Origin of the sequence: Actinomyces israelii DSM 43320 (assembly GCF_000711965.1) — a bacterium.
Classification (GTDB): domain Bacteria; phylum Actinomycetota; class Actinomycetes; order Actinomycetales; family Actinomycetaceae; genus Actinomyces; species Actinomyces israelii.
Genome location: NZ_JONS01000030.1, coordinates 17,790 through 40,064, shown reverse-complemented (window position 1 = coordinate 40,064; position 22,275 = coordinate 17,790). Strand labels below are relative to the sequence as shown.

Annotated in this window: 20 protein-coding genes and 1 tRNA gene; 8 read left to right on the top strand and 13 right to left on the bottom strand. The window is 68.1% G+C overall.

Features of this window, described 5'->3' with window-relative positions:
• The 5 genes from O145_RS18230 to O145_RS10785 all read right to left on the bottom strand — a co-directional run.
• The coding region (locus O145_RS18230; RefSeq protein WP_169740340.1) for a transposase family protein at window positions 1-219 on the bottom strand (219 nt) is incomplete at its 3' end.
• 186 nt (window positions 220-405) lie between these two features.
• Window positions 406-2,061, bottom strand: coding sequence for a DUF6571 family protein (locus O145_RS18225; RefSeq protein WP_156966728.1), 1,656 nt, complete (start codon window positions 2,059-2,061; stop codon window positions 406-408).
• Between the two features lie 42 nt (window positions 2,062-2,103).
• Window positions 2,104-2,436: a hypothetical protein gene (locus O145_RS18220; protein ID WP_156966727.1), complete on the bottom strand. Its 333-nt coding sequence runs from the start codon at window positions 2,434-2,436 to the stop codon at window positions 2,104-2,106.
• A gap of 41 nt (window positions 2,437-2,477) precedes the next feature.
• Entirely contained in the window at window positions 2,478-3,479 is a 1,002-nt protein-coding gene (locus O145_RS18660; protein ID WP_229118504.1) for a hypothetical protein, read from the bottom strand.
• Between the two features lie 14 nt (window positions 3,480-3,493).
• Entirely contained in the window at window positions 3,494-3,973 is a 480-nt protein-coding gene (locus O145_RS10785; RefSeq protein WP_156966726.1) for a hypothetical protein, read from the bottom strand.
• Between the two features lie 460 nt (window positions 3,974-4,433).
• Here O145_RS10785 and O145_RS10780 point away from each other — a divergent pair, with 460 nt between their 5' ends.
• From O145_RS10780 to O145_RS10770, 3 genes are all read left to right on the top strand, one after another.
• Entirely contained in the window at window positions 4,434-5,849 is a 1,416-nt protein-coding gene (locus O145_RS10780) for a hypothetical protein (protein ID WP_156966725.1), read from the top strand.
• Between the two features lie 138 nt (window positions 5,850-5,987).
• Window positions 5,988-7,391 carry a hypothetical protein gene (locus O145_RS10775; protein ID WP_156966724.1) on the top strand — a complete coding sequence of 468 codons (1,404 nt, stop codon included), beginning with the start codon at window positions 5,988-5,990 and terminating at the stop codon, window positions 7,389-7,391.
• Between the two features lie 770 nt (window positions 7,392-8,161).
• Complete coding sequence (locus tag O145_RS10770; protein WP_156966723.1) at window positions 8,162-9,778, top strand: hypothetical protein; 1,617 nt, start codon at window positions 8,162-8,164, stop codon at window positions 9,776-9,778.
• Window positions 9,779-9,817: 39 nt separating this feature from the next.
• Here O145_RS10770 and O145_RS10765 read toward each other — a convergent pair whose 3' ends face one another.
• Together O145_RS10765 and O145_RS10760 are read right to left on the bottom strand one after the other, a co-directional pair.
• Entirely contained in the window at window positions 9,818-10,021 is a 204-nt protein-coding gene (locus O145_RS10765) for a hypothetical protein (protein ID WP_043562864.1), read from the bottom strand.
• Window positions 10,018-10,269: a hypothetical protein gene (locus O145_RS10760; RefSeq protein ID WP_043562862.1), complete on the bottom strand. Its 252-nt coding sequence runs from the start codon at window positions 10,267-10,269 to the stop codon at window positions 10,018-10,020. The genes O145_RS10765 and O145_RS10760 overlap by 4 nt, the downstream gene beginning before the upstream one ends.
• A 388-nt stretch (window positions 10,270-10,657) precedes the next feature.
• On the opposite strand from O145_RS10760, the gene O145_RS10755 reads away from it, so the two are divergent.
• From O145_RS10755 to O145_RS10735, 5 genes are all read left to right on the top strand, one after another.
• Complete coding sequence (locus O145_RS10755) at window positions 10,658-12,049, top strand: MalY/PatB family protein (RefSeq protein ID WP_043562860.1); 1,392 nt, start codon at window positions 10,658-10,660, stop codon at window positions 12,047-12,049.
• Between the two features lie 93 nt (window positions 12,050-12,142).
• Window positions 12,143-13,399, top strand: a complete 1,257-nt coding sequence (locus O145_RS10750; protein WP_043562858.1) for a trans-sulfuration enzyme family protein — start codon at window positions 12,143-12,145, stop codon at window positions 13,397-13,399.
• Between the two features lie 147 nt (window positions 13,400-13,546).
• A complete protein-coding gene (locus O145_RS10745) occupies window positions 13,547-14,236 on the top strand; it encodes a hypothetical protein (protein ID WP_043562855.1) in 690 nt (229 codons plus the stop codon).
• Between the two features lie 78 nt (window positions 14,237-14,314).
• Window positions 14,315-14,548: a FitA-like ribbon-helix-helix domain-containing protein gene (locus O145_RS10740; RefSeq protein ID WP_043562853.1), complete on the top strand. Its 234-nt coding sequence runs from the start codon at window positions 14,315-14,317 to the stop codon at window positions 14,546-14,548.
• Window positions 14,545-14,961: a type II toxin-antitoxin system VapC family toxin gene (locus O145_RS10735; RefSeq protein ID WP_043562851.1), complete on the top strand. Its 417-nt coding sequence runs from the start codon at window positions 14,545-14,547 to the stop codon at window positions 14,959-14,961. Before O145_RS10740 ends, O145_RS10735 begins: the two co-directional genes overlap by 4 nt.
• A gap of 91 nt (window positions 14,962-15,052) precedes the next feature.
• Here O145_RS10735 and O145_RS17410 read toward each other — a convergent pair whose 3' ends face one another.
• From O145_RS17410 to O145_RS10710, 6 genes are all read right to left on the bottom strand, one after another.
• Window positions 15,053-15,346: a type II toxin-antitoxin system RelE/ParE family toxin gene (locus O145_RS17410; RefSeq protein WP_084682549.1), complete on the bottom strand. Its 294-nt coding sequence runs from the start codon at window positions 15,344-15,346 to the stop codon at window positions 15,053-15,055.
• A gap of 3 nt (window positions 15,347-15,349) precedes the next feature.
• A complete protein-coding gene (locus O145_RS10730; protein WP_052375009.1) occupies window positions 15,350-15,625 on the bottom strand; it encodes a hypothetical protein in 276 nt (91 codons plus the stop codon).
• A 58-nt stretch (window positions 15,626-15,683) separates the two neighbouring features.
• On the bottom strand, window positions 15,684-17,129 hold the full coding sequence (locus O145_RS10725; RefSeq protein ID WP_043562848.1) for a GuaB1 family IMP dehydrogenase-related protein: 1,446 nt from the start codon (window positions 17,127-17,129) through the stop codon (window positions 15,684-15,686).
• 113 nt (window positions 17,130-17,242) lie between these two features.
• Complete coding sequence (locus O145_RS10720) at window positions 17,243-18,058, bottom strand: shikimate 5-dehydrogenase (protein WP_043562846.1); 816 nt, start codon at window positions 18,056-18,058, stop codon at window positions 17,243-17,245.
• Window positions 18,059-18,202: 144 nt separating this feature from the next.
• Window positions 18,203-18,278 (bottom strand) — tRNA-Arg (locus O145_RS10715).
• Window positions 18,279-18,467: 189 nt separating this feature from the next.
• Window positions 18,468-22,079: a S8 family serine peptidase gene (locus O145_RS10710; protein ID WP_084682548.1), complete on the bottom strand. Its 3,612-nt coding sequence runs from the start codon at window positions 22,077-22,079 to the stop codon at window positions 18,468-18,470.
• Between the last annotated feature and the right edge of the window lie 196 nt (window positions 22,080-22,275).

The window sequence follows — 22,275 nt, the reverse complement described above, 5'->3', positions numbered from 1 at the left end:
CAGGCCCAGCCTTGTGCGCGCCTCGGCGTCCAGGCCGGCGGCCCACTGCCCGATGGCCAGCAGGCTGCGCGCTCCGGACAGCACGGCCCCCACCGCCACGGCCAGGATCACCTCCAGCCGGTGCCTCATTCCCCGGGCGCACCTGGGATCGGGCACGGTGGACAAGACCTGCATCAGGCTCGGCTGGCGCCCAGCAATGTTGATAGGGGAAGATGGCATAGCGGCGCGGCTCCTGACGACGAAAGGGTGCGTAGGACACACCCATCGTCACCCCAGGAACCGCGCCGCACCCCCACCAACACACCCACGACTACGCCGACCCCCTGAGGGGCTGCTGGCCCAGAGAGCCCAGCTCCTGCGATTGTAGTAAATGCGGTAAGCGCCGTTCCCGCCAGAGATTTGGATTCATCCGAGTGTTTTTTTGCTTGCGCCGTAAATCTCTGCGGCCCGCTCGCTCCCCAGGGCATCAAGATAACCGTACACAGACGCAGAAAATTGATACTTGTCCTTCAATCCTTTAGCATCAGTCGGGTTAGAGCTGTTAACCGTCTCTTCGGCGAGCGCAGTTCCGATAGTCGTTGCCGCATTCTTATTGTCGATTATCCTGTAGATAAGTGACGAAAGCGTGTTTGACCCATCAGACAGCTCAAGGCCTGTAGAGTTTCCCCCGTCAGGACTGCCTCCGTTGGCAACAGAAGCGACTTCTTTACGGCTATTGGCCACAAGCACCGAAAGGTTTTCTTTCATGATATCCGTGTAATTTTCTGTCTCCACATTGTCTACTGCATACTCCATCGAACGGGAAGTCAGCCATGTCGCAGCCCCAGCTACCTCCGGATCCGTGCTGCTCCGGTGTGATGATGCGGCGGCCTGCGCGGCGGTGAAACCGTCCAGCCCGACTTCGGAGTCCCATTTGTGCTCGGTGAGAAGTTGCCATCGAGAATTTGTCTGGTCGCCGGGTACCCATTTTCCGTTCTTCATCTCCCCATCGGGGGTGAGATACTGTTGAGCCGCATCTGGATTATTGCCCATGGCCTTTGTTACACCATACAACGGACCCATAGATCCGTTTTGAAATGAGCGGCCCTCATTATAGAACCAACCGTATGTGTCATCGTGGTAACCCGAAATCTGATCTCCGGTATGGCTGGCCGCACCACCTTTAAAAGACAAGTCTTCAAGCTCGTCGCCGAGTTGAACGAGTGTGTCTGTGTCGTAGACGACCCCATCGGTAGCCAAAAACTCATTAAGGCTTGACATTCGGCCTCGGTGCCCTTTGGCGGACACCGATTGATAGAGCGCATCGGACCAGGAGTCATATCCTTCCGGAGGTGTGTCCGTGTGCGTAGCAGCAGCCAAAATATGACCGAGTTTGTCGTTAGCGCTGGCAACCGCTTCCGTGGCGGTCGAGTAGTTGCCGTACTGAACAGTTTTTTGACCAGTATATTTCGTATAGTGCCAACTCATTGTGATGGGCAACTCGACAAAGTTGTCGATACCGTAAGTACTGACAAACGTGCCTCCGTAGGCTGGCTCGTCCTGATGTTTACCCATCTCATCTAAGATCTCGTCTACGGTACGTCCGTCTGAAGATGTTCCATTGCTGCCACCTTTGAGCGCCTCGCTCAGGGCGGTGGCGTCAGTCTTGCCGTTGGTCGCTGATTCGCTGTTGTACTTTTTGACATTGTCGACAGTATCCGTATTGCTCCAGTATCCCTCGGTGTCAACCGTCCCGTCGGGCGGGTCGGGCAAATAATAGGACAACATTCCATTGGAATCCGCGGATGTAATCCCCGAGGAATTCATGTCAATGGCTTCTTGGCGACGAGTGCGCAACTCTTCAGCCAGCGTCCGAATCTTCTCTGCCCATGCGTTCACATTCGCTTCGTCTCCTGAACCAGATAATACATCAGTGGCTGAAACGACCGAGGCTACCGGATCATGATTGGCTGAACTGGAATTATCGATGTTCCTCCGTTCTGTATCCACGGCAGAAGCGCGTTCGTCCAGGTTATTGATGACCGTGAGCATTCCCTCAGGGTTAATTTTGATGTAGGCCATGAAAAGTCTTCTCGCTGTTGGTGTGAGTTGGGATTTATGGAGTCAACCGCTGTTGGGCCACTTGGCCTCTTCGGAATCGGAGTCAACATATTCCAGATCCGCATCAACGATCTCGTTCTCGGCGTTGGTCAGAGCCGAGACGATCGACGTGAAAGCCGAATCAGTGCCGGATACGACAGCGGTGATCTTAGTGCGGTAGTCATCGGCCACCGGAGAGGTCCACACGTCCTCCGTAAGCCCGTCATCGATTGTACCGGCCTTGGTAGATGCAGACGATTTAGGAGTCCATGAGCCCAAGTTGCTCTGAGATGTGGTTGCCTGAGACTTAATGGCTCTGATTGCCACCAACTTAGGATTATCGATCTGGTTACCCATCGCGGGTCCTCTCTTGTTCGCCTTGCCTGCAAGTATCGCGGTTAGTGGTCGTTGTTGATGGTCTGCGCCTCGGCGACGGGGATGTTGACCGTGGTGGAGGTGGTAACCGCGCCGAGGTCACCGGAGGCGCCGTCGGTGGCTGTGAAGGACACAGAGTAGGCGACGGAGATGTCCAGAGGCGTGATTCCGCCCAGGTGAGCTGAGCTTCGGGTGAACTCGATCGTGCAGTTGGACGACCCCTCGGCTGCGCCTTCGCTCCAGGTGGTGCCGAAGCCGTGGCAGTTCGGGGCGGAGTCGGGGGCCGAGAGCCTGAGCCCGTCGGAGACCGCGGTCACGGTTGCGCTGACCGGGCCGGCCGTCGCGGTGGCCGTCACCTTCGCAGGGGTCTCGTCGGTGGCCCACACCCACGTGTCCCAGCCCACCAGGGTCGCCCCAGAGGACCCCAGCTTCGGGTTTGTCTCCACGCCCGGCTGTGGGATCGTCACCGCATTCCATGCCGCACGCGCCAGGGTCTGGCCATCGATCAACGGAGCCGGAGGCTCGCTACCAGCAGGCACATATACATTCTTGTGATCCTTGAAACACTCCTCGGATACCTGCTTTAAATCTTTTCCCGGAGGAAGTCTATTCGCGATACAAATTGGCGTATACCAACTGCCTTCTTCGTCGTCAGCGTGATCTTGCCAACCCGGGTGGGTGCTGCCGTCGGGAGGCAAGTCGTCATAATCGAAAGGACGACTTTCATGGTCGCGCATAGAGTCTGCAAACTCTTTGCCGGTCCACGAAGACACATACTCGCACGCCGGCAGGACGGTCGCTGTTACGGTCTGGGTCGATGCCGTCACGCCGCCGCCACCGCCGTCTGAGCCTGATGCGGCCGACTCGTAGGTCACCGACACAGAGATCTGCGCGCTGCCGTCCGGAGCCTGACCGGAGTAGGCCTTCGTGTCTTCGCTGTAAGCCGGAGGCGCAGCCATAAAAACCAGCGCGGCCGCCAGGACCACCATGAAGGCCGCGCCACATCGCCTCGCCGTCGCGATCATGACTCGGGTTCCTTTCAGCACTGGTCAGCATCTCCGTGAGAGGAGCCGGCGACCTTCCAGCCCGAGCCGCTCCGCACCAGGGTGTAGGTCATGGGGAACCGGTGCGGGACCTCCTCGGACGTATGGTCCTCGCCCGATGCCGACACCACCCTCGCCTTGGTCATGTCGGTGCAGGTCCCCACCGACGCCGTGAAGTCGTTCGGCATCAGGTCCACCGTCCATACCTCGGTGCTGGCAGAGCCCTCAACATGCTGGCCCTTGGCCTCCTGATCCTTGTAATTCGTCATGAAGTCCGTCAGCCTCTGGCCGGTCATGGTGGCCTCCACCTGCGCGGTGCCGTTCATGTCCCGCACGGCCTTCCATGTGGCCTGGTCATAGGCCACGAACGCCGCCAGCACCTCGCTCTGCGCAGGGTCCAGACCCTCGGGGACCGACACCATGGTGTACTCGATCTGCGAGTCCGACAGCGACTCCGCCGTCAGACCCGTCGCCACAGCACCCGCACCAGCGGACGCCTCCGCCGAGGACCCGTCAGCCCCCCCCACCCCCGCACTGGCCGACACCCCACCGCCGTCGTCCGGCGAGTACTGCGGCACCGACGCGCCCGCGCCCGCATCACCAGAAGAGCACCCAGCCGCCCCGCCGAGCACCAGCACCACAGCCGCCGCACCAGCAGCAGCCCCACACCAACGAACCATACGCACAGCAACCCCCAGACACAGGGACAACGCGAACAACCCACACGCTACCAGCACACCCCAAACAGCACCAGGGCCCTCGGCCCGGAATACCAAGGTCTTCGAGCCGAGGCATGCGGGTCGGGAGCAGCAAGGCCAGCCGAGAGCCCCGCCGTCGGCGGCGGTATCCCCCGCCTCCCCGTATCGGCACTTCTACCCATCGGGTATTCGTCGGCCAGGGGCACAGCGCCTTTACCGTGCCTCTACCATCGTGGCCATGAGTCTGCCCGTATCGCCCCCCGGCCCCGGTCGCCGAGCACGCACAGATCCGCGCACCATGGTCATCGCCGTGATCGTCGGAGCGCTGACCCTGGGCGGCGTCGTCGTGGGCGGCAGGCTGATCGCCGGAGACGTCAACTACGCGCGGCCGCCCCGCGTGGAAGAGAACCTCGACTCTGACGCCCCGTCGGACTCGTGGGCGGGCGGCGCCGCCCGGCAGTGGTCGACGACGATCGACGCCGGCGCCTCGGTCTTCACCACCCCCGACCACCTCTTCTCAGTCAAGACCGGCGACGACCCCCAGACCTCCACCCTGACCGCCTACACCATGAACGGCTCCGGCGTCACCCAGGCGTGGACCGCCGCCGTGGACACCTCGGCGGACTCAGTAGCCGTGAGCGGCGCAGAGGACAATCCGATCTACCCCTCCTTCCTCCTGTGGGGCAAGAACACCCTCATCCACGGCCGGACCCTCTACGACATCACCACCGGCGCCACCAGCGACGCCCCCTGGCCTGCCGACGCCGTCCCCGTCGTCGTCAAGGACGAGGGCGTCGTCGTCGCCTGCCAGCAGACCACCTGCGCCGGCTACCGCGAGGGCGCAGCCGAGCCCGCCTGGTCCTCAACCGTCCATGACGCGGTCCAGGGCTCTCCCGCGCAGACCGACGCGGCGGCGCGCATTACCAAGATGGTCGACCCCAACTACACGAATGCGGTCTCCCTGGCCGACGCGAAGTATGTCATTATCGCCTACCACTATGTGATCAACATCGATACCGGGCAGGTCGTCGACTTCTCCGTGCCGGATAATCCACCCGGCGTCTACAGTATCGGGCACACGAACGAGGGCTGGTCCATCGCCTCCACCTACTTCGATGTGGCGGCGAAGTCCCCGACGCAGTGGCACCTCTCCTTCTACGGCCCGGCCGGGGGCGAGCCCACATCCACGCAGGACACGCCAGATCCCCCCGACACCACCTACCCGCTGTACTACCCGCGGACGCCCACGAAGGACGACCACCGGAGAATGTTTCTCCACCATGACTACAGCACGCTGGCCGGGTCAGTAACCGCCGCCGAAGAGGACAAGAAGCTCTGTGTGCAGAAGATCGAGATGTCGAACGGCACCACGATCGACGTGACCGGTCTGGACAAGAACGCCTTCCCCTGCCTGGAAAGGGAGGCCACCAAGGTCTCGACCAACGGAGATGTGGTGATGGTGGGTATGAGGCAGGTCACGAATGCGGTTCCCTTCTCGCTGATGTACAACGCCGCCACTGGCGAGCAGATCGTCTTCGAGGGAATGGACCCCGCCAACGGCGCCACCTTCACCGTGGCCGCCCCGAAGCAGATCATCGGCTACTCCCCCACGGACGGCACCCTCACCGGCTACACGCCCACCTCCTCCCAGTAGGCGCACGCCCAGTAGACGCCCACCAGGCCCCTGAACCGAACTCGGCGCGGAATACGACCGATCTCGGCGAAAGGGAGCCGAGGGCCCGGCCCGCGCTCTGTTGGGATCAATCATCTGGGCGCCGCTACCATCGAGGTCATGAGTCCACCCGCACCCGGCCCCGGCCGCCGCGCACGCACAGATCCGCGCACCATGGTCATCGCCGTGATCGTCGGAGCGCTGACCCTGGGCGGCGTCGTCGTGGGCGGCAGGCTGATCGCCGGAGACGTCAACTACGCACGGCCACCCCGCGCAGGGAAAGAGGCAGGCACCCCGTCGGACTCGTGGGCGAGCGGCGCCGCTCGGCAGTGGTCGACGACGATCGACGCCGGCGCCTCGGTCTTCACCACCCCCGACCACCTCTTCTCAGTCAAGACCGGCGACAACCCCCGGACCTCCACCCTGACCGCCTACACCATGAACGGCTCCGGCGTCACCCAGGCGTGGACCGCCACCATGGACACCTCAGGTGACTCGGTCCCTGCCGACAGCTCGGACAGCAACCCGATCTACCCCTCCTTCCTCCTGTGGGGCAAGAACACCCTCATCCACGGCAGGACCCTCTACGACATCACCACCGGCGCCACCAGCGACGTCCCCTGGCCCGACAACGCTGTCCCCGTCGTCGTCAACAACGAGGACATCGTCATCGCCTGCCAGCAGACCACCTGCGCCGGCTACCGCGAGGGCGCCACCGAGCCCGCCTGGTCCTCCCCCGTCCACGACGCTGTCAAGGGCCTTTCGCTGAAGGATGCCGACGCCGCCGCAGGCATTAGCAAAGACGGCCTCAACCAGACGGAGCCAATCACCCTGGGAGGCTCGAAGTACGTCGTTATCGCCCATCACTACGTGATCAATATCGATACCGGGCAGGTCGTCGACTTCTCAATACCGGACGATCCGCCCGGCATCTACGTCATCGCGTACACGGACGAGGGCTGGACCAGCATCTCCACCTACTACGATGTGATGGCGAACTCCCCGACTCAGTGGCACCTCTCCTTCTACGGCCCAGCCGGGGGCGACCCCACGTCCACGCAGAACGCGCCGGACCCCCTCACCACCAGTACCTACCCGCTGTACTACCCGAGCACGCCCACGAAGGACGACTACCGGAGAATATGGCTCGACCGCGACTACAGCACGGTGGTCGGGGCGATGATCATCAATGGCGACGAGGATTCCTGCGTGCAGAAGATCGAGATGTCGAACGGCACCACGATCGACATGTCCGGCCTGGACAAGAACGCCTTCCCCTGCCTCGATCAGAAAACCGCCGCAGTCTCCGACACCGCGAAAGTCGTGACGGTGGGCATGAGGCAGGTCACGAATGCCGCACCCTTCTCACTGATGTACAACGCCGCCACAGGCGAGCAGATCACCTTCGAGGGAATGGACCCCGCCAACGGCGCCACCTTCACCATAGCCGCCCCGGGACAGATCATCGGCTACTCCCCCACGGACGGCACCCTCGCCGGCTACACGCCCGCCTCTCCCCGATAGGCGTACGCGCCCACACGATGTCGGTGGGACTGAGGTTCTCCCACGGGGCGCCACGATCCGACATCCCCGGGTGCGCGCCGGTGGTCCGCAGACCCCCGCCCATCCACCCGTAGGCCCAGCAGTCGCGCAGTCGCCCGCCCGGAGATCGGACGTCTGGATGCTTGATTCCAGCCGGGCGCAGGCCGAGCGCCCGAGGCCCGTGCGTCCAACGTCAACGGAGGTTCGTCGCGTGAACGTACCTTTCTCCCATCCTTCTGAGAGTAGACCTCAGAAGGATGGGAGAAAGGTACGTTGGTGCTGCGAAGGTACGTTCACGTCCGGCGTGCTTCGCTCAGGCGCGAGGTCGCTCGGATGCCGCACCCGCTCGCGCCTCCCGCCCGCTGCCCCGCCGTCCCCTCCGCCGAGATCGGTCCGGTTCCGCGCCGAGATCGGTTCGCGGAAACTGGCGGGCGCCTGCCGGCCCGGAGTCAGCCGTCTCGATGGCTGACTCCGAGATGGGATGATCACTTTGCAGGGCGCCGCGGCAGCTCCTTCGACGCCTCCGGGTCGATCTCTATCATGCCGGCAAGACGGACCGCGATTGCGGCCTCCTGCAGCCAGGTATCGCGTCCAGGAGCGGGGTCGTGCTGTTCGTCGGCGCCGGATGCCCCGTCCAGGGGCGGCACTCTCATTGCCAACAGGCCCGCCGGCCGAGGCCGCTCGTCTCGGCCAGAGAGATCAGACGCCCCAAGGCCTCCCCGCCGTGCGGCAGGTGACCATACGATGGCGATATGACTGAGGCGCATCCTTCGCACCAGGCACCGCGCTCCGGCGGCGGCTCCTACCCGCCGTCGAACCCTGGCGCATCCGCAGAAAATAGGGCTGCCTCGCGGCTCTACGAGTCCTACCCACCGGCCCCGCAGCCGTACTCCTCATACCGGCCGAACGCGCAGGAGCCGCCCTACCCGCAGCCGGCGCCGGGTCAGCAGCAGCCCTACCAGCAGCCCGCTCCGGGGCAGGCCCAGCAACCTGTGCCGTCCGGCTACCAGCAGCCCGCACCCACTCAGGCGCAGCCCTACCAGCAGCCAGTGCCCCCGCAAACCCAGGTCTACCAGCAGCCCATGCCCGGCGCCCTGCCCGCACGGCCGCCCCGACGACGGCGCAGGGGGCTCATCGTCCTGGTCGTCGCCCTCGTCGTCGTGCTCGTGGCCGGGGGCGGCACCGCCGCCTGGTGGTTCGTGCTGCGCGACCGCGGCACTACCTATGAGCCCGCCGCCGCCGTACCCGCCGACCAGTGGGCCGACGGGGCGAGGCAGACGGGCTCCTCCACGATCATGAAGGACGCCACCGTCGCGGTGTCCCCGGACGGGTCATTCCTCGCCGCGCTGAGCGGGAGCGGCTCCTCGGGCAGCGAGGAGAAAAGACTCAAAGGCTATTCCCTGACCGACGGCCAGACCAGCGAGTCCTGGCACGCCACCGTCACCGACACCTCGAGCACCACGATCAGGTTCTGGGGCGACGACACCATTGTTGTCGGCAGCACGCTCTACGACGTCGCCACCGGCGAGCATCACGACGCGCCATGGGACTCGGGAGCGGCATCCATTGTCAACGGCCTCGCCCTCAGGTGCGAAGACGGGTCGTGCACCGCCTGGAAGAAGGACGGCGGCAAGGCCTGGAGCGTCGACGTCGACAAGGACGCGCAAACACCTGAAAACACTATTGTGCGCGATGGCAAGCACTACGTCATCACCGGCGCAACAGTCATCAACATCGACAACGGCGACTCCTTCACGCTCGACGTGCCCGACGCCCCTCGCGCCTATGGCGTGGTCGCCCAGGATGGCTGGGCCGTGCAGACCTACGACGGCGACTTCCAAGACGGGCACCTGTACACCTTCAAGCCCGACGGCAAGAGGGTCGGCGACACCGCCATCGAGAGCGGCTTGGACAGGAGCACCTACGTTCTGCTGCCCCCGAGAACCCTGCTCTCGTTGAGCGAGATCTCGACCTGGCTCAGCGGAGAGGATGAGGACGGCCCGAAGGGCAAGCGGGTGGGCGAGTACACCGCGAACAGAAAAGAATGCACCGCGAGCGTCACCATGGATCACGGAGCATCATTCGACTCTCCCGAGATCCACGAGTATCGCAATGGCAAAGTGGATAGCGACTGCAAGATGCCGCAGGCCAGTCCTTCGAACGGGAGCCGAGTGGTGTGGTTCTACGACGCCGGAGACGGCGGGCAGTTCTGGCGCGTTTACGCCATGGTCAACGCGAAGACCGGGAAGAGCATCGACTTTACCGGCCTCGAGCCGACCAGAGGAGACCACCTCATCTTCGCCAACCCCAGCATGGCAGTCGGCTACTCGCCCAAGGACGGCACCCTCACCACCTACGAGCCCGCCTGAGGCGCTCCGGTACTTCCTGTCCGGTGCTTCCTGCGCGCCTCACCCCTCGGTGCCGTCGTCCCCGGGGGGCTCGGTGGAGGGCGCCTGCGTGGCGCGGGGCGTGGGTGTGGGCGAGGCGGTCTGCGGGTCGAGCGGGTGCGGGATCCTCAGGGCTGTGGAGTCGATGATCGCGCCGGCGCGCTCCAGGGCGGTGTCGAGCAGGTCCATCGGCGTGGTCGGCGAGGGACGGTCAGCGTCAGTCACACATCATAAACATGCGCACTCAAGACAAGATTCTCCTCCACCACCTCGTCGGGCTCTTCCACGTATTCGGCCTTCTCGCACCACTTATCTGCAGCCGGTGAGACCCACGCCCCGTCGGTAATCACCTTGATCACACCAGAACAAGGATTGGACACCCCGTCGAATCCGCACATGTCCGTATAGTAGGTCTTAGCGGTGGTCTGATGCGCCACCAGCGCAACGCGGTAGAGGTTGGGCATCATCGCCATAGGAACCTCCAGGGTCGGAATCGAGAAGCAGGAACAGGACGTAGATCGCACTACCGCACTCCGGCGACCGTGGCCACCCCGCCCCGCCGCCCGCGGTTGACATCGTCGTCGTCCCTCGCACTATGATGACGTCATGACTGCTGCGACGCCCACGACCCGTGCCCTGCCGGTGCGTGCCCAGGTCGTGCGTCGAATGCGCATGCGCTGACAGCGCCAGCCGTCGCTGTAGCCCGAGTAACGGTCAGAGTCCGAGCCCCGCACCCCGCCCGCTCGTCGCACTCCGCGTCCGCCGCGCCCCCGGCGGTCCGCGTTCATCTTCACCCCGTTCTTTCGCGCGCCCGCCGCCTCGTGCGTGGTCCCGCGCGCCGTCCTCAAGGATCCGTCAGCCATGTCCGCCTGCCCTTCAGCCACCTCAGCCAACGCCGCCCTCGGCTCGCCCCTGCGCCCAGTCCGCACCCCGGCCGCCGTCCCTGCCCTCGGCACGGGGCCCTCCGGCGGCCCCGGCCTCTCCCAGTTCGACCTCGTCCACGACCGCACAGGCACCGGCAGCCTCAAGTGGGACTTCGCCGCCGAGCGCGGCCGCCCCGCCGACGCCCTGCCCCTGTGGGTGGCCGACATGGACCACGTCGCCGCGCCCTGCGTGACCTCCGCCCTGCTGTGGCGGGTGCGCCACGGCATCTTCGGCTACTCCGAGCCCGACGCCGCCTACGACGCCGCCCTGACCGGCTGGTTCTCCCGCCGCTACGGCTGGCGGATCGACCCCGCCTGGAACGTGATCACCCCTGGGGTCGTGCCTGCCCTGGCGCTGGCGGTGCGCGCCCTGACCGCCCCTGGCGACGCCGTCGTCATCGAGGAGCCCGTCTACTACCCCTTCCGGGAGGTCGTCGAGGCAGCCGGCCGCACGGTCGCCTCGGTCCCGCTGATCCGCGACGCCGACGGCGTCTACCGGCGCGATGCCGCCGCCCTGGAGGCGACCCTGGAGCGCACCGGCGCGCAGCTGCTGCTCCTGTGCAACCCGCACAACCCGGTGGGGCGCGTGTGGTCGCGCGACGAGCTGGCCGAGCTCGCGGAGGTGACCGGCCGCCACGGCGTCGTCGTCGTGGCCGACGAGATCCACGCCGACCTCGCTCTGCCCGACCACCGCACCACGCCCTTCGCCTCGCTCGGCGAGGAGGTCGCCGTCCGCACGATCGCCTGCACCTCGCCGTCGAAGGCCTTCAACCTCGCTGGCCTGCAGGTCGCCAACATCCTTGTCCCCGACCCCGCCCTGCGCGCCCGCTTCCGCGCCGAGCTCGACGCCGTCGGCTACTCCCAGCCCAACGCGCTCGGGCTGGTCGCCTGCCGCGCCGCCTACGAGGGCGGCGACGCCTGGCTGGACGAGCTGCGCGAGCACATCGCCGCGGCCCGCGAGCACGTCGCCGCGCGCCTGGCGGCCGTGCCCGGCGTCGAGGCCGCCCCGTGCGAGGGCACCTACCTGCTGTGGCTGGACTGCACCGGCCTGCTCGCGGCCACGGGGCTGGAGGCGGACGAGCTCGACGGATTCATCCTGGAGGAGGCCGGGCTGTGGCTCGACGACGGTGCGATCTTCGGGGCCGGCGGGCGGGGCTTCACCCGCATGAACGTCGCCTGTCCGCGCGCCACCCTGGACGAGGCCCTGGACCGGCTCGAAACCGGCGTGACCGCCCTGCTGGCCCGGCAGGGGCGCAGGGCTCACCAGGCCGGCCGGGCCTGTACCGGCGCTGCTGCCGCCGCCCCCGCCGTCGTCTCCACCGCCGCCTAATTCGCCGAGATCGGTCGTATTCCGGCTCGAGATCGGTTCGGTTCCGTACCGATCTCGGTCGCTATTCACACCAGCCCCAGGAGTAACCGCACCATGACCGCCCCCGCCCGCCCCGGCTCGTCGGAGCCCGCGCCCCCCGCACGCGACGCCCACAGCGCCTTCGAGGACCGCTCCGGCTGCCGCACCATGCCGATCCAGCACCACGCCTCCTGGCCGGCGCAGCCCCCGACCTGGAGGCTCGACACGCTGCTCGCCCACGCCGGCACCGCCACCGACCCCGCGACCGGCGCGATCACCACCCCCATCCACCTGTCGACCGCCTTCGGGCACCCGGGGCTGCGCGAGTCGACCGGCTACGACTACACGCGCACGGCCTCCCCCACCCGCGACGTCCTGCAGGACGCGCTGGCGCGGCTCGACGGCGGGGCGGCGGGCTTCGCCCTGTCCTCCGGGATGGCCGCCATCCAGCTCGCCGTCGAGACCCTCGCCCCCCGCGGCGGCCGGGTCGTGGCGCTGGAGGACCTGTACGGCGGCACCTACCGCTACCTGCGGGCACTGGCCGAGGACGGCGCCTGCGAGGTGGACTTCGTCATCGGCGAGGAGGGTCTGCGCGAGGCGCTGGGCCGCCCGGCCTCCCTGGTGGTCATCGAGTCGCCGACCAACCCCATGATGGCCGAGATCGACATAGCGCGGGCGGCGCGCTGGGCGCACGACGCCGGGGCGCTGCTGGTGGCGGACAACACCTTCTACACCCCGGTCGTCTGCCGGCCGCTGGAGCTGGGGGCCGACGTCGTCGTGTACTCGGCCACCAAGTACCTGGGCGGGCACAACGACGTCATGGCCGGCGCCCTCGTCGTGGCCGACCCCGACCTGGGCGAGCGGCTCATGTACCGGCTCAACACCACCGGGGCGACGCTCGGCCCCTTCGACTGCTTCCTGCTGCTGCGCGGCCTGAAGACCCTGTCCCTGCGCATGGCGCGGCACGAGGCCAACGCCCGCCGGGTGGCGGCCCTCCTGGAGGCGGACGCGCGCGTCACCCGAGTGCTCTACCCGGGGCGCTCGGGCATGGTCTCCTTCGAGCCGGCCGACGACGTCGATATCGCGGCCTTCCTGGGGGCGGTGCGGGTGTTCGCCTTCGCCGAGTCGCTGGGCGGGGTGGAGTCGCTGGTGACCTGCCCGAGCGTGCAGACCCACGCCGACGTCCCGCCGGCCACGCGCGCCGCCTACGGGCTGACCGACCGGCTGCTGCGCCTGAGCGTGGGCATCGAGGACCCCGACGACCTCGTGGCCGACCTGGAGCGGGCGCTGACGGCGGCCGGGGCCGCGGGGAGAACCGGGAGCGCCGGCTGACCTCGCCGAGACCGGTCGATCTCCGGCTCGAGATCGGTCGAGCGCGCGCCGCGCACGGGTCCTCGCCTCCCCAATACCGACCACCAGCTTTTACCGGGCCGTTATTATGAGTTGCATCATGTCGGTCCCCACCACGGAAGAACTCTCATGAGCAGTCGCCTCATCGCTGTTGTCGGAGCCGCCGTGCTCGCACTCTCGCTCTCGGCATGCTCCACGAGCACGACCACGGACGGCCCCAGCGCCTCCGAGGAAGCCACGAACAACGCCCCCGCAGGGGCCACCACGAACGCCGCCTCCCCTGAAGCCGCGCACAACGCCCCCACCGAAACCACCGAGTCCCCCACGACCCCACCAACCGCGAGCTACAGCGCGCCGGAGGACAACCAGGTCGCACCGCACCTCATAGTCACCCACATCCCCGAGGGCCACTCGCTGACAACGGACGACATCGGTTCCGACCGGCTGCTGTTCGCAACCGCGGCCAGCGCCGAGGAACTCAGCAACACGGGCTCCGTCAGCGGCTACCTGGTCCGCCTGGGAGACGCGACCGCCACCGTCGAGGGAGTCATTGAGAAGGATGCCGAGAGCATCAACGTGGACCCGGACGACTTCGCCGCCACCGGCGAGGCGGCCGTCGATGGCGAGACCGCGCAGACCTTCTCCGGTGAGGGGAGTCTGTCCGACGACAGCGGCTACGTTGCCGAGCGCGGCGCCGTCGTCACCCACAACGGGCAGACCTTCGTCATCACCGCCAAGGCGTTCGACAAGTCCGACCGGCCCACCCTGAGCGAGGACGAGTTCAACGCCTTCCTCAAGGGGATCGTCTGGACCGACTGAGCCCGCAGAGCCTCCCGGCACCGGCACCGCCCCTCCCCTTCGTGCGCTATCACTAGTGATAGCGCACGAAGGGGAGCAATGCCGTCCATTGTTATCCGCGGCCTGGACGAGTCCGTGAAGAAGCAGCTCGCCGCCCAGGCGAGAGAGAACAACCGCTCCATGGAGGCGGAGGCCCGGGCCATTCTCACAAGTGCCGTACGCAAGCCCCACATTGGGCTGGCGCTCATGCGCGCAGTGCGGGAGTCAGGCGGGATCGAGGATCTTCCGGTGCCGGCTCGCACGGATACGGCGCGGACGATGGATCTCGGATGATCATTCTCGACACGAGTGTGCTCTCGGAAGTCTTCAGGCCGCACCCGGACACCCGCGTCACCATATGGCTGGAGTCCCTCGCGGATGACGTCGCAATCACAGCGATCACGCTTGCCGAGCTGCTGGCCGGCGTGCGCCGCCTCCCGAACGGCAGACGCAGGGAGACGCTGAGCACAGCAGTCAGCACCACCGTGCAGACCTACCGGAGCACCCGGGTACCGGCCTTCGACAGCAGCGCGGCCGAGCACTACGCCACCATCCTCGCCGCGCGGGAGCACGCAGGACTTCCGATCAGCATGGCCGACGCACAGATCGCCGCGATCTGCCGGGCGCACGGCGCCTCCTGCGCCACCCGGGACACGAAGGACTTCGCGCAGACCGGCATCGAGCTGATCAACCCGTGGCACGAGTAGCCGCCGCTGACCGCAGCCCTCACCAGCTCACCGGCACCGGCGCGCCCTCCCGGTAGCCCGAGGCCGACTGGATCCCCACGACCGCCCACCCTTAATCGAAGAGGCTCTGCCGTCCGTAGTACACGCGAAGAATCACGACACGCTCCTCCTCGACACGAAAGAAGATCGCGCCCCGTCGTCGAAAACCGAGAAGACGAGAACCGGGGCGGGATAAGTCAACCGCCAGACCGCGGAACGGAAAGTCCGCGAGTCCTCGACACATGCGCATAATATCCTCGACATAACTCTGCGCAAGATCGGCGGATCCCGAGAGATTACGGATGAGTTCCTCAATCTGAGCAAGATCGTCTCGAGCTCGACCGCCGTACACGACGCTGCGCCGCATGCCTTACCCATGCCGAGCACGGCGAGCCGCGAGATGGGAGCGCACCTGGTCCTCGGTCAAGACCTCGTCCTCACCACGCGTATAGGCGTCGTACGCCGGCAATCCCTCACCGCGCAGCCACTGCCGCAGCTCATCATCAACGACAGGCTCATCCTCAGAAGCCAGCTCTCTGCACACTGCCTCGCTGAGATCCTTGAACTCGCCTCTGCGCACCCTGACCCTCAGGGCGTCCACGAGGTCCCGGGGCAGAGTCACCGTCACAGTCTGCACAGCAGTCATAAAACTCCCTCCGCACCCCCAGGATACCAAGCCCTGAACGGCTCCTGGCGCACAGCCCTCACCAGCTCACCGGCACCGGCGCGCCCTCCCGGTAGCCCGAGGCCGACTGAATCCCCACGACCGCCCGCTCGCGGAACTCCGGGACCGACCCGGCGCCTGCGTAGGTGAAGGCCGAGCGCACGCCCGCCACGATCGAGTCAATGAGGTCCTCCACGCCCGGGCGCGCCGGGTCCAGGTACATGCGCCCCGCGCTGATGCCCTCCTCGAACAGGGCCTTGCGGGCCCGGTCGAAGGCGTCCTCTCCCTCGGTGCGGTGGGTGACGGCCCGCTTGGAGGCCATGCCGAAGCTCTCCTTGTAGGCGCGCCCGTCGGCATCGTGGCGGATGTCGCCCGGCGACTCGTGGGTGCCGGCGAACCAGGAGCCGACCATGACGTTGGAGGCCCCGGCCGCCAGGGCCAGGGCGACGTCGCGCGGGTGGCGGACCCCGCCGTCGGCCCACACGTGGGCGCCGAGCCGGGCCGCCTCGGCGGCGCACTCCAGGACGGCGGAGAACTGGGGGCGGCCGACGCCGGTGGCCATGCGGGTGGTGCACATGGCGCCCGGCCCCACCCCCACCTTGACGATGGAGGCGCCGGCCTCGACGAGGTCCCGCACGCCCGCCGCCGAGACGACGTTCCCGGCCACGACCGGCGCCTCCTGCCCCAGGGCGGCGCGCACGGCCCCGACCACCTCGATCATGCGGTCCTGGTGGCCGTGAGCGGTGTCGACGACGACGACATCCACCCCGGCGGCCACGAGCTCGGCGGCGCGCCCGGCCGGGTCGCCGTTCAAGCCGATGGCGGCCCCCACCCGCAGACGCCCGGCGGCATCCAGCGCGGGGGCGTAGATGGTCGAGCGCACCGCGCCGTCGCGGGTGAGCAGCCCCACCAGGCGGCCGCCGTCGTCCACGACGGGCGCCAGCCGACGGCGGGCGGCCCGCAGGCGGGCGAAGGCCTCGCGCGACTCAATGCCCTCGGGCAGGGTGAGCAGCTCGGTGGACATGACCTCGCGAACCTGGGTGAAGCGGTCCACGCCGGAGACGTCGGAGGTGTCCACGAGCCCCACCGGCACGCCCGTGCCCGCATCGACGACGACGGCGGCGCCGTGCGAGCGCTTGGGGATGAGGCCGAGCGCGTAGCCGCAGGTGTGGTGCGGCTTGACGGTGACCGGGGTGTCGTAGAACCGGTGCGAGGCCTTGACCTGGGAGACCGTGTCGATGACGACGTCGACGGGGATGTCCTGCGGGACGATCGCCATGGCCCCGCGCCGCGCCACCGTCTCGGCCATGCGCTTGCCCGCCACCGCCGTCATGTTGGCCACGACCAGCGGGATGGTCGTGCCGGTGGCGTCGTCGGAGGCCAGGTCCACCCCCATGCGGCTGCCCACGGCCGAGCGCGACGGCACCATGAAGACGTCGTCGTAGGTGAGGTCGAATGTCGGTACGAGGCCGTTGAGGAACTTCACCCCGTCACGCTACCGGCGACCCGCAGAGGTGGGAAGCACCGTGCCTGCCACCGAGATCGATCGGGGGCGCTCGCCGCAGGTTGCAGGACGCAGAAAGAACGACGCACCCACCCTCAGGCCCGCGAGATGCGGGAGGCCTCGGCCACCTGCTCGCGGGTGGGGCGCACCCCGGTGTACAGGGCGAACTGCTCGGCGGCCTGCAGGGCGATGACCTCCGCCCCGCTGATGACGGGCCTGCCCGCAGCCAGGGCGGCGCGCACCAAGGGGGTGCGCGAGGGGAAGGCGACGACGTCGAAGACGGTGCCGGCGGCCCTGATGAGCTCCTCCCCCACCGGCAGGTCGTGCTCGGCGGGCCCCCCGGCCATGCCGATCGGAGTGGCGTTGAGCAGAAGGCCGCCGCCGTCGAGCCCATTGGGGGAGGACACCCACGACCAGCCGTACTGCTCGGCCAGGGCCGGGCCGGTGCCGGCGTTGCGGGCCACGACGGTTCCCGGGCCGAAGCCGGCGTCCTTCAGCGCGGCGACGCAGGCCTTGGCCATGCCGCCGGCGCCGAGCACCGCGCAGGGGGTGCGCGGCACCTCGTGGGTGTCGAGGAGAGAGCGTATGGCAATGAAGTCGGTGTTGTAGGCCACCAGACGGCCGTCGTCGTTGACGATCGTGTTGACCGAGTGGATGGCGTCGGCCGAGGGAGTCGTCTCGTCCACGAGGGCGATGACGTCCTCCTTCCAGGGCATGGAGACCGAGCAGCCGCGTATCCCCAGACCGCGTACGCCGGCGATGGCTGCGACGATATCGGTGGTGGTGAAGGCCTTGTAGACGAAGTCGAGATCGAGGACCTCGTAGAGGTGGTTGTGGAATCGGGTGCCGATGTTCGTGGGCCGGGCCGACAGGGAGATGCACAGCCGGGTGTCCTTGGTGATGTCTCGCACAGCCCTATGGTGCCACCCGGGCGCGCCCAAGGGGAGGCCTACGGGCCGGGCTGAACCGATCTCGGTGCGGAACCGGACCGATCTCGGCGGGCTCGGGAAATGGAACACGCCCCGCTACCGACTATTCAGCCGATGACGGGGCGTTGGTGCGCCAGAAGGGATTCGAACCCCCAACCTTCTGATCCGTAGTCAGATGCTCTATCCGTTGAGCTACTGGCGCATGCCGTTTCCGACATTCAGGAACACTACTAGGCCCCGTGTTCTCAGACAAATCGCAGGGTCGTGAGTCTGAGCACACGCTGAAACTGGACGAAAAGAACACCGGGCGGCCCCGGGCGGCCCCGGCGGCCCCGGGTCCGCCCGGATCCCGGAGCCGCCGGGGACGACATCGGTCATGCGAGCCCGCGGCTCACTCCTCCTCGGCCCCGCTCCCAGGGGTCCCGGTCTCGGTCTCGCGGGTCTCGGCCCCGGCCCCGTCATCGGGAGCCCCGGCCCCACGACGACGGCGGACCATCAGGACGACCCCGGCCGCGACGAGACCCAGGGCCACCAGGCCGATTCCGATGGACGCGCCGGTCCTGGCCAGGAAGCCGGGCACCGTGCCGGAGGCGCCCGGGGACCCGGAGCCGGGGCCCTGCGAGGAGCCGCCGGGCGCCGAGGGGTCGCCCGGAGCCGCCGAGCCGCTCGGGTCGCCCGGCCCCGGCGTCGGGTCCACGGCGTTCCCGGCGATGCGCAGCTCGGCGCTCTGCAGCGTGGTCGCGCCGTCCTGGCCGTTGGTCAGGGTGACGCGGACGTAGCGCGCCCGCACGGCGGTGCCCAGCTCGAGGATCGCCGGGTTGAAGGTCGCCGGGTCGATGTCGGCGGCCCCGGCGTCGGACCACGCGGTCCCGTCCAGAGAGGTCTGCACGGTCCACCGCGTCGCGTGACCCGTCTTCTCGCGCTGCTGGGGCGTCCAGTGGACCTTGCCGACGTCGTAGACGCCGCCGAGGTCGATGTCGTAGGAGGCCTCGGCGGGGCCCTCGGCGACGGAGAAGATGTTGTCGTCGGACAGCGCGGCCGCGTCCCCGCCCGCGCCGTCGCCCCCGGGCGAGGTGACGGTCAGCCGGTCCTGGGGGATGTAGCCGTCGGTCTTCCAGTCGAGGCTGAAGGTCGGCGATGTCCACGACGCCCAGTCCTCGCCAACGCCCTCCTCGCCGCCGACCGGGAGCGCGTACACGGTGAGCTGGTACTGCCCGGTGGGGGCCTGCAGGACCTTGTCGCCGTCCGCGGCGTCGATGTAGCTGCCGTCCCACACGAACACCGGCTGGTCCGCGCGGGTGTAGGGGCTCGGGTTGGACGCCACCTGGCCGAGGCTCTCGGTGGTGCCGTCGGCGTTGACGCGGGAGACCTCCATGGTCGAGCCGCGGTAGGGGATGGCCGTGTCGATGAGCGCGACCGGGAGGTCCTCGTAGGCGCCCAGCGTGGACAGCGTCGAGTCGCCGTACACGTAGCTCGCCGGGTCGACGGCCTCGCCCTTGAGGTTGCCCAGGCGGGTCCGCTCCCCGATGACGCCGGCCCGCGCGAGATTGCCGCCCACGCCCTGGAAGGGGATGCGCACCGGCTTGGCGCCGGCGGGGGTCAGCACGATCCAGCCGCCGAAGAAGTCGCCGTCGGCAATGCCGTCCGGCGCCGTGATGGTGACGTCGATGGTGGCGGTCCCGCCCGCCGGGACCGTGACCGACTGGCCGTCGGTGGACACGGTCGACGGCGAGGCCGTACCCCGCTGGGGCGCCTCGGAGGCGCCGGTGACCGTCACCGCGTCCTGGTGCGACAGCGCGTAGGTGACGGGGCCGTCGCCGTGGTTGGTCAGGGTCACCGAGCTCTGGTAGCCGTCCGGGAGCTTGTCGTACCGGCCGATGCTGAGCACCGAGGAGCTGGGCTGCACGGAGGCGAGGACGGCGGCGTCGGCGTCGACGAGGCCGGCGCCCTGGCGGGCGGCGGGCTCGAGCAGGCTCGCGTCGCCCCCGGCCTCGGTCCAGGTCACCGGCGTGGCGGTCGAGCGCAGGCGCCAGGAGATCTGGGCGAAGGCGTCGTGGCCCGAGGCGTCCTTGACCTCGGGATGCGCCTGCACAATGAGCGCCGCGATCCCGGCGGCGTACGGGGCCGCCATGGAAGTGCCCTCCGCGGTCAGGTAGGGGCCGCCGTGGTCGATCGGCCAGGTGGACCAGATCTTGCCGCCGGGGGCGACGACGTCGGGCTTGGCCTGGAGGGCGTCGTTGAGCCCCCAGGCGGAGAAGCTGGAGACGAGGCCGGCGGTGGGCCGGTTGAACTCGCCGGTGTTCTCGGTGTAGGTCAGCGTGGAGTCTGCGGCGAGCGCGCCGCGGATGGCGTCGCCGTCCTCCTGGGAGACGGTGACGACCGGGATGGTGATCGGGCCGCCGTCGCCGTACAGGACGGCGGTGAAGAGGCCGGGCTGGTTGTTGTCCATGACGACGGCGGCGGCACCGCCGGCCTGTGCGCTGAGGACCTTCTGCCGCAGGGGGCATGCCCCGCGCCGGATGAGCACGGTCTTGCCGGAGTAGGTGCCGGGCGCCGGGGCGGTGCACAGCAGGGAGGCGTCGGACTCCTCGTCCCCGCCGTCGGCGGCCGGGTCGCCGGCCGCCACCAGCGGGTGCGCGGCAGCGTTGTCGCGGATGATCGCGGCGCCGGCGCCCTCCGCCTCCGCGTAGAGGTACTTCTGGCCGGGGTTGGTGGACACGGTCATGTAGAAGTTGGTCTCCACCGTGTTGTCCACGCTGCCGACGGCCAGGACGTGCTCGGCCGAGGCGGGGGCGCTCATGCTCCAGCGGCCCGTCTCGCCGGTGTTGCCCTGGGACGTCGTCACGATGACGCCCTTGGCGGCGAGGCTCTCCGCGGCGACGGCGGTGGGGTAGTCCTTGAAGACCATGAAGTCGGCGCCGATCGACATGTTGACGATGTCCATGCCGTCGTCGGCGGCCCGCTCCATGGCGGCCGTCATGATCTCGGCGCTGGTCTGGCCCGCGCAGCCGAAGACGCGGTAGGCGCCCAGCTGGGCGTCGGGGGCGACGCCCGTGACCTGCTTGGTGCCGGGCGTCCCCTTGGCCGCGGCGATGCCGGCGACGTGGGTGCCGTGGCCGCTGCAGTCGTCGGGGTAGGCGTCGGGGACGGGCTTGTAGCGCGCGGCCTGGTCGGCGATATTGGGGTCGCCGTAGGCGTTGCCGACGAAGTCGTAGCCGGCGACGACCTTGGAGGTGGGGAAGCCGGTGGAGCCGTCGGCCCCGGGGGCCTCGGCGCCCGGGGTGCCGGTGCCGCCGAACTCGACGTGGTCGTAGTCGACGCCGGTGTCGATAATGCCGATCTTGACCCCGCTGCCGGTAAAGCCGAGCTTGGAGTGGACGATGTCGGCCCCGGTCATGCCCAGGGCGTGCGCCATCTGGGGGGAGCCGACGCCCTCGTTCTTCTCCTCATCGGTGCGGGAGTCGTCAGTGTTGAGGCCCGGGCGCGGGATGGCCATGACGGGCTTGATGGCCACGACCTGGTCGAGCTCGGCCAGCTTGTCGACGTCGGAGTCGCTGACGGACAGGGCCACGCCGTTCCACAGCGTCTCGTACTCGGTGGTGACCTGGGCGTCGATGCCGGCGTCCTTGATCGCATTGGTGAGATCGGTCTGCTCGGACTTGATGGTGGCCTGGGAGCCGCCCGCGGCGACGGCGGGTGAGGACAGCTGGACGAACCAGCGGTTCTCGACCGTCTCGGCCTTGGTGCCGTCGGGCCTGGTCAGCTCGGTGGTGATCTTCGAGGAGGGGTCGCCGGTGGTGGTCTGCGACTGGGACCGGGACTGATCGGAAGTGGCGACCGCCGTCGGGGCGGCGAGCGCTCCGAGGGTCAGGACGGCGACGCCGGCGGCGATGAGGCGGCGCAATGGGCGCTGTGGACGCTGGGGGCGCTGGGGGCGCGATGAGGGGATCTGGCGCACGGTTCTTCTTCCTGGCAGGGTCAGGCGCACGTCGTGGTGCGTCATGGGAGAGCGGGGATGCTCCTGCGCACACGTTATCGCCCCATCCCGAGTCATGGAAGGGCCCGCCGGCATGTGAGCCCCGACAGCAATGTGACACGGCTCTTCCCGTCCTGCCGGGTCCGAGGGCACGAGTGCGACGGGTCCCACGGCACGATTGGCCGCAGCAATGCTCCACGTGCGGGGCACGCCCGCCCCCGTG

Excerpts from the sequence above, each read along its gene's own strand:
- O145_RS18225 (WP_156966728.1), bottom strand. The coding sequence starts at position 2,061 with ATGGCCTACATCAAAATTAACCCTGAGGGAATGCTCACGGTCATCAAT.
- O145_RS18220 (WP_156966727.1), bottom strand. The coding sequence starts at position 2,436 with ATGGGTAACCAGATCGATAATCCTAAGTTGGTGGCAATCAGAGCCATT.
- O145_RS18660 (WP_229118504.1), bottom strand. The coding sequence starts at position 3,479 with ATGATCGCGACGGCGAGGCGATGTGGCGCGGCCTTCATGGTGGTCCTG.
- O145_RS10780 (WP_156966725.1), top strand. The coding sequence starts at position 4,434 with ATGAGTCTGCCCGTATCGCCCCCCGGCCCCGGTCGCCGAGCACGCACA.
- O145_RS10775 (WP_156966724.1), top strand. The coding sequence starts at position 5,988 with ATGAGTCCACCCGCACCCGGCCCCGGCCGCCGCGCACGCACAGATCCG.
- O145_RS10770 (WP_156966723.1), top strand. The coding sequence starts at position 8,162 with ATGACTGAGGCGCATCCTTCGCACCAGGCACCGCGCTCCGGCGGCGGC.
- O145_RS10760 (WP_043562862.1), bottom strand. The coding sequence starts at position 10,269 with ATGGCGATGATGCCCAACCTCTACCGCGTTGCGCTGGTGGCGCATCAG.
- O145_RS10755 (WP_043562860.1), top strand. The coding sequence starts at position 10,658 with ATGTCCGCCTGCCCTTCAGCCACCTCAGCCAACGCCGCCCTCGGCTCG.
- O145_RS10750 (WP_043562858.1), top strand. The coding sequence starts at position 12,143 with ATGACCGCCCCCGCCCGCCCCGGCTCGTCGGAGCCCGCGCCCCCCGCA.
- O145_RS10745 (WP_043562855.1), top strand. The coding sequence starts at position 13,547 with ATGAGCAGTCGCCTCATCGCTGTTGTCGGAGCCGCCGTGCTCGCACTC.
- O145_RS10740 (WP_043562853.1), top strand. The coding sequence starts at position 14,315 with ATGCCGTCCATTGTTATCCGCGGCCTGGACGAGTCCGTGAAGAAGCAG.
- O145_RS10735 (WP_043562851.1), top strand. The coding sequence starts at position 14,545 with ATGATCATTCTCGACACGAGTGTGCTCTCGGAAGTCTTCAGGCCGCAC.
- O145_RS17410 (WP_084682549.1), bottom strand. The coding sequence starts at position 15,346 with ATGCGGCGCAGCGTCGTGTACGGCGGTCGAGCTCGAGACGATCTTGCT.
- O145_RS10730 (WP_052375009.1), bottom strand. The coding sequence starts at position 15,625 with ATGACTGCTGTGCAGACTGTGACGGTGACTCTGCCCCGGGACCTCGTG.
- O145_RS10710 (WP_084682548.1), bottom strand. The coding sequence starts at position 22,079 with ATGACGCACCACGACGTGCGCCTGACCCTGCCAGGAAGAAGAACCGTG.